The organism is Priestia sp. YIM B13491 (genome assembly GCF_042787605.1).
Lineage (GTDB): Bacteria > Bacillota > Bacilli > Bacillales > Bacillaceae_H > Priestia > Priestia megaterium_E.
On the sequence record NZ_JBHZOR010000012.1, the window covers coordinates 19,599 to 32,138 of the forward strand.

Consider the following 12,540-nt stretch of genomic DNA (forward strand, 5'->3'; position numbering starts at 1 on the left):
GAATCGTGAGTGCTAAGAAAAGAAGATAGTAGGCTTGATCAGGACTGGATAAGTCTTATGAAAGAAGCTTATCATTAGGTCTCTCAATTGTAGAAGTAAAAGAATTTATATACTCAAATCAAAAAGGACCCGTTTCTAAATGACTCAGGCCTTTTTTTGCGCTTATAAAGTACTCTATGTTAACTAAGTTTGTAGACTTTATACAGCTTAAAAAGGGAAAAAACCACCATCGGGAAAGAGGTAGTTTTTTCTAGTCGTTAAAATATAGATGTTCAGTTGATGCTCTATTGCATCTTGATTAGTTTGCTGAATAGATTCGTTTGTATTCATTTCTTTATCATTTTTCTTTTGCAATTTCTTTTCTATTAGGAGCAAGTGGTGGCTGTTCTAACCATTTATTCTTCACCATAATATCAAACCATTTTTTGGTGACCATTAAATTTTTTAGAATAATGCTTTCATAAGTAGCTACAAGATCCGTTCTCATGGCTGACGCTAAACCTGTTCCATGATACGCTTGTGCAGCTTGGAATAAGAAACCAATATGATACATCATTAATTTATCAGAAAAAGGAGAATCTGTGGAAGTTGTTACTTCTGTCTCCCACGATTTAGGAACGGGTAAATTATCTGCGTGCATTATTTTTGAAAAGGATTGTATTTGCTCATCAGCTGTTTTCTCCGAATCCTCTAAAAATTTTCTTGCTTCTTTTGATTGAGAGACCTGACTAAATCCAATAGAAAGGGTTTTAGCCATAATGCTTTTTTTAAGGTTGAAAGAAATACTTATGATTTCTAATGCTGTTAAGCGTCTGCTTTTTCCGAAAAAACCATCCAAAAAATCTTGGCTAGAAATATATTCAGGATTCTTAGTAGGATAAAAATAAGGGTCCCTCTGAAACTCCCCTTTTTCAAGTAATAGTTCAATCGTTTGATGGTACATTTTTTTTGCATCATTATCACATGAATCGTAGAAATGGCGTAAGTCTTCTCTGACAGAAACACCCAATGAGGTTGTATGTCCTAGCAAGCCGTGTAACGTCATGATATGTAAATAATTCAAGCAGAATATATCAGTGAATAATCTTTGGGTGCCTTTATTGAGATCAGACTCAGTAAATCCAATTGGTACTGGAAACCCTTCGTTTTCTATAAAAGCTATAATTTGTTTCTTTTGTCTTGCAGAGGTCTTGATAGCATCTTCAAAAACAGCCTTTATTGACTCATCCTCGATAATAGAGAACATATATCGATTTACTACATCTGTCATTGTTCCGTTTACATACTCTCCCCATAGCGTGCCTATTTCGGAAGATGTGAGTTTTAATTTATTCTTATCCATATGATCACCTCATGGATAATATTTACTAATTCATTAATGGATATGAATTTTTTCTTACCAAAAAAGATTTTTAGCATGTGATTTGGTACAACGTCGATTATGTTGATTAAAGATTTGAATCATATACAGCTTAAAATAATAAAAAGCCACTGACACATATCAGAGGCTTTTTATGATCTATTCTTATAAAGAACAGATTACGTTGACTTTAGTAGTTTGCTCAATTTGCTATTTATCATTCGTTTTATACTCTTAAATAAAAAAAGGAAACAGATCTAAAAAGACTGTTTCTTGTAAAATTCCAATCCATCACGATACTTTACCCCTTTGATCGAAAATGAAACATAAAATGTGATTATTTTTTATAAAACTTATTTTGTTTCTGATAACTCACATTATGATAACTAAAAATATATACTTTTATGGATAAGACATTTAAATCTATTAAAAGATGCTAAAGTAATTATTATCTTTAACAAAAGAAAAAGCTACCTCGGCAGTGGAAGCGAGATAGCTTTTTCACAGGGTTCGAACGCATAAAAAGTAACGGAAAGATAGCTGCAAATAAATATTATCACAATTTTCCGATAAATACTACTTTTTCCGTACAAGCATATGTATAAAACGTAGATTTTTTATGCATTCTCCTTCCACCTGGATCTTGGGAAGAACCAGTAATATCAAGGATGTATAAAGAGCTGCATAAAGAAGAAAACAACATTTTAATTAAAAGACAAGGTATGAAAGTCGAAAAGAGTCTACTCTCATTCTTCATATTTGAGTTATAACTTTACTTCTAACTCTCTAAGCAATTGCTTTACTCCCTCACGGCTTAGAATTATTTTTCCTTTTGCTAAGATTAGGTTATCTTCAGAAACTTCACCTGTCACTTTACAAGCTAAATTAGGTGAATATTTTTTCAACACAATGTTCTCATTATCTACAAGAATTTCAACAGGTTCGTCCTTTTTAATATTTAATGTTCTTCTTAGTTCGATGGGTAAGACCACTCTTCCCAGGTTGTCTAGTTTCCTAACGATGCCAGTAGCTTTCAATTTAAAACCTCCATAAAATATTATTTACATACCCATCAAGTGTACAATATGCTTTTTATTGTTTTCATTAGTAATATATTACATTTTAAGTAAGGGAAGATATTTCAATATGATAAGGTTAGAAATAAAGATTGCATGAAAGAATTATAATGGAAATTGTTAAATCAATCAGCATTTTTAGTTTAACCTGATGTAGTAATTAGAAATATAACTTATTCAAGTTATTTAAAACCTCTTTAAAATTAACTTTAGTATATAAGTAAATCGTAAAACATCTTATAAAAATTATTAGTTTCATTATTTACACTTAATGACGACAAATAGAACCCTTTTCACCATAATCATTTACAAATAAAAACCAAGTTAATCTACGATTTTGACATACAGAGAAACGCTTTCTGAGGAAATTAACTTTTGTTTTACATATAAATGATTATCCAATATAAAATTAAGGCCGTATAAACTCTAATTAGATAAGTATGATTTTATATTCTAAGAAAGACCAGTAATGAAAGATTTAGTTTTTATAAAATTATATTTTAAACACGAAATTTATTAATAAAAGCTAAAAGACAAGATGTCATTTAACATCTTGTCTCTTTTATAGTTATTAGCTAAAGTAAAAAGTAATTATAATCCCAATAGTTCTTTCTTTTTCATATCAAATTCTTCTTGAGTAATTGCTTCCATATCGAGAAGCTCTTTATACTTTTTAATTTCATCAGCAGCAGATGTGGTATGAACAACTTGAGGCTGCGGAGCCATATCTACAACTTTTACACCATCTAATACTTTATGTATATGGCTGTTTATAGAAGCAGCAGAACCTCTATCTAGTGCTACGTTAAAGATTTCGCTTAAAGTATCAATTGTTACAATACCGTAAACCATACCCTTTTTAAAGCCTACATCGTTAAGTTTATCATAGTTTACCGCCTTAAAGTTTTCACCAGTAATAGTTTTCTGGGCAAACATTATGCGTTTATTTGTAATGGCGTAGCCATAAAAATTATCGTGTTTAGTAGTAGATATATAGTTATGCAAACCAATAAAAGTCATGAACACTTTTTCGCCTTGCATTAAATTATTTTCTATTACTCCAAAATGTTTAAGCGCCCATTTCTCGTTAAACCCTGACCCAAAGTTATTATCTTTACAGTACTTATACATTCCTTCTGCTGTGGACATAGGATCTCCACTTAATCTTTCAGCCTGAGCTGCTCTCTTTTCACTAATTATCTCCTTAATTTCCTCAACAGTAGATTTGCGTACATTTATTACTGTTAAGCCACCGGCCTCTTTTAAACACTTAGGGCAAATCCAGGCATCTGACTTTTTTAACTTATATCTATTTAAACCAACTTCTTCGTCACATACTCCACAAATTACTTTTCTGTCAAAAAACCCCATTAAAATAACCTCCGTCTTAGAGAACTCTTTAAAAAGAATCCCTCTTCCGGCTAATATGTATAAACTATTTATATAGATATTAGCTTTTTTCTTTTTTTCAGTTATTAATTATAGACATAAATAGTTTTCATATCTACATAATCAAGAGAACTTATCAAATTAATGGATTGAATGAAACAACGAGAACTGTGATTGTAGGATATGAAGATACTTTTGTTTCCTCGCTTGAAGTGAATGAGCATTTAGTTCAAACGCAAGTAACAATTATACATGTAGAAGAAGTTAATTTGAAAAATCCTATTTCGTTATGTATAAGAGAAAAAGACGAACTTTCCAACATTGCATTTAACTTTATCGATTTTATAAAAAGTGACATAAATTAGCAGACTGAATGTTTAAGTGCCTAGAACATCCATTATGTTAACTAAAAATGAATAGCGTATACAACTTAAAAACAGAAAAGACCTACCTCTTCCCAGTCAAAAGAGGTAGGTCTTTTCTGTTACGTAATTGGGTTTCATGAGTGATGCCTCGCGGCGTCTTGAGTAGTTTGCTCAAAACTTTTCTGTATTATTGCCCAGCATTTTGATTTTTCTTAGCTTCTGCTTGAGCATTCTGTTGTTTTACTGCTTGTACATCTGTTTCACTAGCAAATTCTGTTCCAAATTTGTTAGATGCAGCATTTTGATTTTGTTGTTTTACTTTTGCAGCATTTGTTCCTGCAGAAGTTTTGTTTGATTGTTTGTTGTTATTCATTACGATCACCTCCATAAGAATTAACGTTCCCAAAGGGTTCCTAACTATTCATTCTAAAAGCTTTTAAGGAATATATGATTGCCGATAATTGTGATTATGTAAAATGAATTTGTATATCCTATGCATATGAATATAAAGATTGAAGAACAACTTCTCTAAAGCCTTTTTCAACTGTTATCCTTCAACTTTTAGAACCTTGACCTCATTTTTTACCGAAAATGTGATGATCACAGGGCTTTCAGGTGGATTATGCGGACCTGTAAATGTGTCGTATTTTACCTTCACCACGAAATCATAGTTTGAAAACCCACCAGATACACGCTTCACACTCAAAATATCTGCATTCCACAAACTGTAACTACGATCAGGGTATTTCGTTCGAATCGTTTTCTCCGCATAGGGATTCAGCAGCATCAAAAAGGCATCATAGAAATCTGTATGCTTCTGCTTAATGGACGGTTGGGGAGCAGCTTCTGTATAATTGGCCCTTCCGCCTGCTAACCATAGGAAAAGAATTGTAGCGACCATTAACCGTTTCACCCGTTACCCTCCTCTCAGTACTTGTTTCAACTAGTTTCCCCTTGAAGATATGGACGATACGAAACTTTTAAAAAAGAAGACGACCATTTATATAGTCGCCTTCTTTTTTTGTACTGATAATTTGTTTTATGTTAACTAAAAGTGAACATATATGTTCACTTTTGGAGAACATGATATTAATTAGAATGAACATCATGTTTTTTCTCAAGGTTGTATGAATAAAAGAAAAAAGCAGGTTTAATCCTGCTTTTATAGCCTTCTCTTGGAGGTATGTAGAGTTATACCTTTATTTATAATATTTCTTTCAACACTTTATACTTATCTAGTAAATGTATCAATTGCTAAAAAGGTTCTATTCTTAGGATTTTATAACATACACTATATTAGATTTTGATTCGAATAAGGAGGTAGACATGACATATCCTCAATTTCCAACCTATAGTTATATGAGAGTTGATCCCGTTTTAATTAATGATATTGAAAAAGCTATTAATGGGGAGTATAACGCTATTATCTGTTACGAGCAACTAGCTAAGATTGCACCCACAAAAAAAGAGCGTGAACGTATTCTAGAGATAAGAAAAGACGAAATTAAGCATTATCAAACATTCTCTACAATTTATGCAAACCTAACAGGTAAACAGTTTGAAGCCAGCGTTTCAGAGAAGTGTCCAAATACTTATAAAGAAGGGCTGCAAGTTGCTATTGAAGATGAACAAGAAACGGTAGACTTCTATCTAGATATTTCAGATAAAGCACAAGATGTGTATACTAAAGAAGCCTTTCGACGGGCTGCAGCAGACGAACAAAATCATGCTGTATGGTTTTTATATTTTTACACGAACCTTTAAATTGTGTACGTAAAGAGATCAACAGTGAGTTGATCTCTTTGTTATTTACTTCTATAAGAGAATAATGAATGTATGACTACTTGTAATTACTGTTATGATGCTTATTTAAAGGAAGAAAATGTTGGCATGATGGTGGAGTATATCCGTCTTGATTAAGAATGTGCAGGTGAGTTTAAAAAATTAGTTGCATAGGTTAAACGATATAACATACAAAAAGGAGCAAACAAATAGTTTGCTCCTTTTTATATGTTTGTTACAATACCGATGCTTCTCTCTCATCTAAAAATTACAATAATTACTCAATCATTATTTAGCAGAAAGTTCGCTTTCTGTTACCCATTTATGATTTTTTACTTTTTTGCCGCCAGTAGTTGGCGTGTAATCAACCATATACACAGTTGTTTTTTCAGCTGAATCAATAGTGGCTTTGGCACCTTTCATACCCTTCATATGGTCTGCTTCTAGATTCTGTTAAGCTAGATTAGTCAAAGTAATAATGGAGAAAAAGCTTAGCTGAAGTAACATCCTTGTGGTGCAAGGGGTTCTTTTTGGCGTGTGTTCCGAAAAGAGGCTCTATGTTAACTAAACAAGTATAAAATATACAGCTATAAAACAGAATAACCTACTGCTCCTGTACAGTAGGTTGTCCTGTTGGGAATACGAATATGATTTTAGTGGTAGATACCTCACGGCGTCTTGGGTAGTTTGCTCAATTTAATGCACTTTATTCCTACACAGCATATCCATTGCTTTTTTTAAAAGTAAAATGTCTTCTTTCATCATTACTTTCATATCGTCCATATCAAGTTGAATATATTCTTCTTTTAAACGTTCTAATTCCCTGACGAACAGGGATCCAGTATAGTACCCGTAATTTATCACCAATGTATATCTCCTTTATGTGCTATTAATATACTTAATTCCCTTTTATCTAGATTAACAACCAATAAAAGGAATATTCCAAAAAATAATCCTTTGCTGATATAGGCAAAGGATTTTCAAATTTATTGGAATAGGGGGAATATGTTATTAGTCTGGCCAGATTTGTAGATTCATATACATATATCTTTAAAAATAAATGTTATAATCAACTCTATTTTTACAAAATAACCTCATTTAAGTTCTATTATTAGGGGAGTAAATAGTAAAATACTTTATTTATTATAAAGGTTTCATTATTTACACTTAGTAACGACAAATATGATCTTTTTCTACAAAGCATGTAATAAGTAATGCTTTTTTTAATAAAAAATTTTAAATATTACTCTTATTAATAAAAGTAAATGACAACGTTTTATCAATAAGAGTAATTTAATCCTGTTACAGGATATATAGTATTTTTTATTGCATTAATTTTAATTAATACTTGATCTATGTTTATTCTTATAATAGATAGATACATCACGGATATGACCTTCTGCTTTTTCGCTTAGCTCTTATTTGGACTGATCTCCTCATGTTCTCCTGAAAATTAATAATTACTTTTCCTTTTGGTCGTCCACTTGCAACTAGTTCTAGCGCTTCATTTATGTTGTCTATGGGAAATAGTGTTGGATGAATTGTTGGAACAATATTGTGTTCCTCAATGATTTTGGTGATTTTTTTAAGTTGTGCGCCGTCAGAACGAACAAACATAAAATGATATTCCACGTCGTGTTTCTTGGCTTTGTGGTCATACTTCGCACCAGCAACGGAAAACAGCTTTTGTTTCCAAAATGGAAAATTTCCTTTTTTTCCGAAACGCTTATTTGGACCTGTACGGAGAGAGAGCAATCTTCCACCAGGTTTGATGATACTCAATTCGTTGTCAAATTCTTTAGGGCCCAGTGTATCAATTACATAATCCACATTCGACAACACGTCAACATAGCTTTCTGTTTTATAAATTAAATATTGGTCTGCACCCATTTCCAACGTGCGTTTGCGCGCTTCTGAGTTGCCACTAACAATGACATTTAGACCCATTTCCTTTGCGATTGGGACAGCCATTTGACCAAAGCTACCCGATCCACCTGGAATAAAAACAGATTTACCCGGCTGTGCCTCAAGTTCTTCGTGTAGACCTTGATAAGCTGTTAGTCCAGCTAGTGATGCAGCAGCAGCTTCCACATAAGATAAGCTTTTTGGCATTAGTGCAATTGCGGTAGCATCAATTGCGGCATATTCCGCAAAAGCACCAATTTTTTTTAATGGGAGACGTGTATAGATGTCATCTCCTACCTGAAATTCTGTCACGTTTTTTCCAACCTTTTCTATAACTCCTGTCAATTCATTACCAAGCGTTAAGGGGAATTCATAGTCCTGAATCAGTTTTACACTACCTGTGATAATCAACATTTCGAGTGGATTGACCGCCGCAGCTTTAACTTTTACTAAGACTTCGTTGTCATTGATTTCTGGGATTGGAATATCATTGACTTGGGCCTGAATATCTTTTGAATACTTGGTGATCTGAGCTGCTCTCATGAGTGTTTTCATTCTTTTTTTTAGCACCCTTCCATTGAGTTGCTTTTATTAGTTTTTTATCTTATTTTTGTTATTTTCACTGTCTACTTCATTTTTTCTCGTCAATATAATTCTTTTTATAAAAAACTTATATTATTCCAATCGTTTAGGTGGAGGAAACCTTATTTTAGGATCAACCCACCACCTAAACCTTAAACACTTACAAAATTACCTTTTATCCATTTGATACTGTTGTTTTATTTTAGAACGTTCATTCTTAAATGGTTAAATTTTTTGAATTGATACTGTAAAGAAACTATGTTTATCACCCTAACGAGTTATGTTCGTTTTTCAGATATATATAGAGATTTAAAACCTTTGTTGATACATTAAACGCCTAGTATTGGATAGATTTGATCTCTTAAATTGAAATTGTAGCTTTCATCTACAATACCTACGACTTTATCGTTGTCATAAAGTTCCATCATAAAACCAGCCATTTGCTTAGCTGTGTGATACATCGGCATAAAGTTTTTGTAATCAAATTCTTCTACATCCTGTGCAGTTTTCTCAAATTCTGTTTCCGTCACTGCTGGTGCTAAAACTTTTGCCTTCATTTTTGCACTTTTAAGCTCTAGTTCTTTTGCAAGCCCTTCTGTAAATGCACTAACAAAATATTTAGATGCAGAATAGGTAATACCACCAATATAAGTTGCATATCCAAGTGCGGAGGATACGTTAATTAATTGTGTTCCCTCTACATGAGAATAGTCTCGCACAAATAGTGTAGAAAGGATTGCCAATGACTCTATATTAAGACGTAACATGGATTCTACTTTTTCTAAATTTTGATCCGTCACAGAAGAAGATTCACCAAGACCAGCATTATTAATCCACGTCTCAATTTGATACTTCTTTAAACTGTTATACAGTGTGTATGCCTGATCTGTTATCGATAGGTCACTTGTATGAATAATAACATCTAAATCAGGATTTATATTATGAATGACTGATTTAAGCCCTTCTAATTTCTCTAATCTTCTAGCTACAATAATTAAGTTTTTTCCACGAGCAGCAAATTCTAATGCTGTTTCATATCCTATACCTGAACTTGCTCCTGTAATAACTGTGTACTTCATATTCTTTCTCTCCTTAAAAATATATTTAGATTAGTGTTAATTCATTTATTTAAACAACAAGATACAATTCATCCCAGTGCTGACAAATTCATATCAATAATGGTTTCTAATTCTTTTTTATCATTTGTTGTTTTTGCTAATACTCGTATTCCTACAAGGGAATTATGAATAAATTTAGAGAGCCCTTTGATATCATAGTGCTCAGGAATCTCGCCTTGTTCTTGACCATGTTTCAGTAAATCAAATAATAAGGTTTCGGTCTTTATAAACGTCTCTGTAATTTTTTCAGCTACTTCTTGATCAAGTAACGATAATTCAACTGCTGTGTTGACTGTTAAACAACCTTTTGGCTGTTTATCAGTTGGATAAATAACCATTTCAAATACTTTTCGTATAGCCTGCTTAACCGTTAATTCTGGTGTTATGTTACTTTTAATTTTTACATCCATTACTTCTACATAGTGACTTAGGGCCCGAATAAATAAAGTATGTTTGTCACCGAATGTATCATAGATACTTCTACGGTGAACACCCATATAGTTCACCAAATCTTGCATGGATGTTTTTTCATATCCCTGTCGCCAGAAAAGCTCCATTGCTTTCCTTAATGCTTCTTTTTCATCAAATTCTTTATTTCTAGCCATGTACTCCCACCTTAGAACGTAGTATCTCGTATTTCTTAGAAAGGATTTAGAATTAGTTGACGGACTTAGAGTGCAACAATTTTATACTATTCATTCCCCCTCAATAAATTCTTTAGGTAATTTAAGAATGATCATTCTTATTTGGATAAAAAAACTGTTAGATCCAACTTGTTTTGAGTATATCAATTTAAGAACGTTCAGTAAAGAATTTTTAACCGAAAGTTAAAAACCATTATTTTCCTAACTATTCAGAACTCATTCGTCTCCTTTCTCCTTTAAGTTTAAAGTTAAAAATATAAAGTTTTTCTACAATGCGTTATACTTCTAATTTACAGAATATCAATTAGTATAAGGGTAGTTTACATAGCTTCATTTTTGATTTAATTTTGCAAATTCTTCAATAGAAAAACGTCATAAAAACTAAAATAGAACACGGTGAAGGCGTAGATGTAATCTTAAAAAGCAATGTGAAACTTGGAAGAGAGAAAGTTGAAATTACAAATGGAGTCTAAGCAAAATGGCAAGCTAATTGCACAAGTATGCATACTACAATTAAGAAATGCGTAATAAAAAATCACTTCCACATGTTAGACTATGTCCAACATGTGGAAGTGATTTTCAATATAATTCTCTTTTTTTTTGTGACATACTGATTTATAAACTTATATCACTTACATGCAACAGCAGGTTATTCTTCAGGAAGTAATAAAATTTTTCCTACCTTTCCTTTATTTTTAAAATATACTTGGGCTTCTTTTGCTTTTTCTAAGGGAAAAATTTTATCGATAACTGGTTTAATTTTCCCCTCAGAAATTGCCTTAAGCATATCTTTAAACTCTTCTTTCGTTCCCAGTACAGATCCATACATTGTAATATGTTTTAAATACAATGTTCTAAAATCAAGATTTGTATGCTGACCACCAGCAGAACCTGAAATACAAAATTTCCCTCCGTTTTTTAGAACTTGAAGAGATACGGAAAACAAAGCATCTCCTACAACATCTAGAATAGAGTCAACCGGACCTCCATTCAGTTCTAAAATATCTTCTGCAAGAGTATCAGATTTATATGATAATACATGTGTGGCTCCCAATTCCTTAATTCTTTCTTGATTCTCTAAGTCCCCCAGGATTGCAATAACTTTAGCATCAAAGACTTTAGAGGCAATCTGTACATTTAATGATCCCACCCCACCATTTGCTCCAGTTACTATAACCGTCTCACCCGGTTGAGTTTGAATTTGTTTGACCATGTGCCAAGCAGTTAACCCACTTACCGAAAAAACAGCACTTTCTGAATAGCTTGAGAGGGGCATGTCAAAGCAGAGTTCAGCAGGCCAAACTACATATTCAGCATAACCACCATCGTATTCTGAACCTATAAAAGACATATCCTCAGCAATATGTTCGGATCCTTCTTCTCCACTAGATATAAAAGGGAATAAAACAACATCTTTTCCCACTATAGATTCCTCTACTAACTTTCCTGCTTTTACTACTTTTCCTGTTATATCAGATCCTGGTGTACGCGGAAACTCGACTCCTTCCGGTCGCCATCCAGATTTTGAATCAGTACCGTAAGCTCCCTCTCTCATCCAAATTTCTGTATTGTTAATAGCACAGGCCTTTACTTTTATAAGAACTTCATTTTCTTTGGGTTCAGGTATAGGGATTTCTACTAGGCTTAATTTACTTACGTCTCCATACCCTGTTACTTGTACAGCTTTCATAGAACAGTCACCTTCTTTCTTTACGAATATAATTTTTAATATATTTCATACGGCTGCTTATAGTTTAGAAAAAAACATACATATTTCATTATCCCTCTCCTCTCTCTTATCATCAAGTTTGAAGTCAGTATACTTTTAAGCACTTAACGAATATGAAAAGCCTACTTGTATAAGAACAAGTAGGCTTTTCTGCTAGGTTAAAGTCGATAAATTCACGTATTATTCCCAAGATAATTATGATATTTTCTACCTACATATCAAAAAAATCATGTGCTTTTAAATTGGGATCTATTTTTCTTAAAGCCTTGAGTATTTTAGTCATAGTTCGCTGTGTAGGTGCATGTTCTACATTTCGCTTACAGAGATCACTAACAGTAGATCTACTAACCTTTGAATTGCTCGCTAACCATTGTTGCGAAATTCCTCTTTGATCTAACCATTTTCCTAATTTGCTACGTTGCTTTCCTAACCCAAACATATACAATCACCTTTTTAACATCAGTCTTGTCCAAAAATTCGAAGTTTCATACACTTTTGAAGAAAATATCGGAATAGTGGACAAGCTATCGTTCATATCATTTAGTAAGACGTCACCTCAAGACGTCAGTATAACCCCCCAGGAATGGAGC

Annotated in this window: 13 protein-coding genes and 1 pseudogene; 2 read left to right on the top strand and 12 right to left on the bottom strand. The window is 32.7% G+C overall.

What is annotated here, in order from left to right; translation table 11 throughout:
- Window positions 1-337 precede the first annotated feature (337 nt).
- The 5 genes from ACFX4E_RS24910 to ACFX4E_RS24930 form a co-directional block, all read right to left on the bottom strand.
- Entirely contained in the window at window positions 338-1,342 is a 1,005-nt protein-coding gene (locus ACFX4E_RS24910; protein ID WP_377239098.1) for a DUF3231 family protein, read from the bottom strand.
- Window positions 1,343-2,124: 782 nt separating this feature from the next.
- Window positions 2,125-2,397: an AbrB/MazE/SpoVT family DNA-binding domain-containing protein gene (locus ACFX4E_RS24915; RefSeq protein ID WP_263034730.1), complete on the bottom strand. Its 273-nt coding sequence runs from the start codon at window positions 2,395-2,397 to the stop codon at window positions 2,125-2,127.
- Between the two features lie 630 nt (window positions 2,398-3,027).
- On the bottom strand, window positions 3,028-3,807 hold the full coding sequence (locus ACFX4E_RS24920; RefSeq protein WP_263034731.1) for a PH domain-containing protein: 780 nt from the start codon (window positions 3,805-3,807) through the stop codon (window positions 3,028-3,030).
- 570 nt (window positions 3,808-4,377) lie between these two features.
- Complete coding sequence (locus tag ACFX4E_RS24925) at window positions 4,378-4,563, bottom strand: gamma-type small acid-soluble spore protein (protein WP_043978810.1); 186 nt, start codon at window positions 4,561-4,563, stop codon at window positions 4,378-4,380.
- Between the two features lie 174 nt (window positions 4,564-4,737).
- A complete protein-coding gene (locus ACFX4E_RS24930) occupies window positions 4,738-5,103 on the bottom strand; it encodes a DUF3888 domain-containing protein (protein ID WP_377259271.1) in 366 nt (121 codons plus the stop codon).
- 413 nt (window positions 5,104-5,516) lie between these two features.
- Here ACFX4E_RS24930 and ACFX4E_RS24935 point away from each other — a divergent pair, with 413 nt between their 5' ends.
- Both ACFX4E_RS24935 and ACFX4E_RS28260 read left to right on the top strand, forming a co-directional pair.
- Window positions 5,517-5,954: a ferritin-like domain-containing protein gene (locus ACFX4E_RS24935; RefSeq protein WP_043978945.1), complete on the top strand. Its 438-nt coding sequence runs from the start codon at window positions 5,517-5,519 to the stop codon at window positions 5,952-5,954.
- Between the two features lie 72 nt (window positions 5,955-6,026).
- Window positions 6,027-6,110: a hypothetical protein gene (locus tag ACFX4E_RS28260; protein ID WP_471876883.1), complete on the top strand. Its 84-nt coding sequence runs from the start codon at window positions 6,027-6,029 to the stop codon at window positions 6,108-6,110.
- A 150-nt stretch (window positions 6,111-6,260) separates the two neighbouring features.
- On the opposite strand, the pseudogene ACFX4E_RS24940 reads toward ACFX4E_RS28260, so the two are convergent.
- The 7 genes and pseudogenes from ACFX4E_RS24940 to ACFX4E_RS24970 form a co-directional block, all read right to left on the bottom strand.
- Window positions 6,261-6,419, bottom strand: a pseudogene (locus ACFX4E_RS24940) (YdhK family protein); the annotation flags it as partial.
- A 249-nt stretch (window positions 6,420-6,668) separates the two neighbouring features.
- Complete coding sequence (locus ACFX4E_RS24945) at window positions 6,669-6,836, bottom strand: hypothetical protein (RefSeq protein ID WP_176521215.1); 168 nt, start codon at window positions 6,834-6,836, stop codon at window positions 6,669-6,671.
- Window positions 6,837-7,355: 519 nt separating this feature from the next.
- Complete coding sequence (locus ACFX4E_RS24950) at window positions 7,356-8,432, bottom strand: NADP-dependent oxidoreductase (RefSeq protein WP_377239096.1); 1,077 nt, start codon at window positions 8,430-8,432, stop codon at window positions 7,356-7,358.
- Between the two features lie 356 nt (window positions 8,433-8,788).
- Window positions 8,789-9,538, bottom strand: coding sequence for an SDR family NAD(P)-dependent oxidoreductase (locus ACFX4E_RS24955; protein ID WP_098434013.1), 750 nt, complete (start codon window positions 9,536-9,538; stop codon window positions 8,789-8,791).
- Window positions 9,539-9,606: 68 nt separating this feature from the next.
- Window positions 9,607-10,182: a TetR/AcrR family transcriptional regulator gene (locus ACFX4E_RS24960; protein ID WP_377239095.1), complete on the bottom strand. Its 576-nt coding sequence runs from the start codon at window positions 10,180-10,182 to the stop codon at window positions 9,607-9,609.
- A 688-nt stretch (window positions 10,183-10,870) separates the two neighbouring features.
- Entirely contained in the window at window positions 10,871-11,911 is a 1,041-nt protein-coding gene (locus tag ACFX4E_RS24965; protein ID WP_377259274.1) for a zinc-binding dehydrogenase, read from the bottom strand.
- 250 nt (window positions 11,912-12,161) lie between these two features.
- Window positions 12,162-12,389 carry a helix-turn-helix domain-containing protein gene (locus ACFX4E_RS24970; protein ID WP_098334966.1) on the bottom strand — a complete coding sequence of 76 codons (228 nt, stop codon included), beginning with the start codon at window positions 12,387-12,389 and terminating at the stop codon, window positions 12,162-12,164.
- Window positions 12,390-12,540: the final 151 nt, after the last annotated feature.

Excerpts from the sequence above, each read along its gene's own strand:
- ACFX4E_RS24950 (WP_377239096.1), bottom strand. The coding sequence starts at position 8,432 with ATGAAAACACTCATGAGAGCAGCTCAGATCACCAAGTATTCAAAAGAT.
- ACFX4E_RS24970 (WP_098334966.1), bottom strand. The coding sequence starts at position 12,389 with ATGTTTGGGTTAGGAAAGCAACGTAGCAAATTAGGAAAATGGTTAGAT.
- ACFX4E_RS24965 (WP_377259274.1), bottom strand. The coding sequence starts at position 11,911 with ATGAAAGCTGTACAAGTAACAGGGTATGGAGACGTAAGTAAATTAAGC.
- ACFX4E_RS24925 (WP_043978810.1), bottom strand. The coding sequence starts at position 4,563 with ATGAATAACAACAAACAATCAAACAAAACTTCTGCAGGAACAAATGCT.
- ACFX4E_RS24910 (WP_377239098.1), bottom strand. The coding sequence starts at position 1,342 with ATGGATAAGAATAAATTAAAACTCACATCTTCCGAAATAGGCACGCTA.
- ACFX4E_RS24920 (WP_263034731.1), bottom strand. The coding sequence starts at position 3,807 with ATGGGGTTTTTTGACAGAAAAGTAATTTGTGGAGTATGTGACGAAGAA.
- ACFX4E_RS24955 (WP_098434013.1), bottom strand. The coding sequence starts at position 9,538 with ATGAAGTACACAGTTATTACAGGAGCAAGTTCAGGTATAGGATATGAA.
- ACFX4E_RS24960 (WP_377239095.1), bottom strand. The coding sequence starts at position 10,182 with ATGGCTAGAAATAAAGAATTTGATGAAAAAGAAGCATTAAGGAAAGCA.
- ACFX4E_RS28260 (WP_471876883.1), top strand. The coding sequence starts at position 6,027 with ATGACTACTTGTAATTACTGTTATGATGCTTATTTAAAGGAAGAAAAT.
- ACFX4E_RS24935 (WP_043978945.1), top strand. The coding sequence starts at position 5,517 with ATGACATATCCTCAATTTCCAACCTATAGTTATATGAGAGTTGATCCC.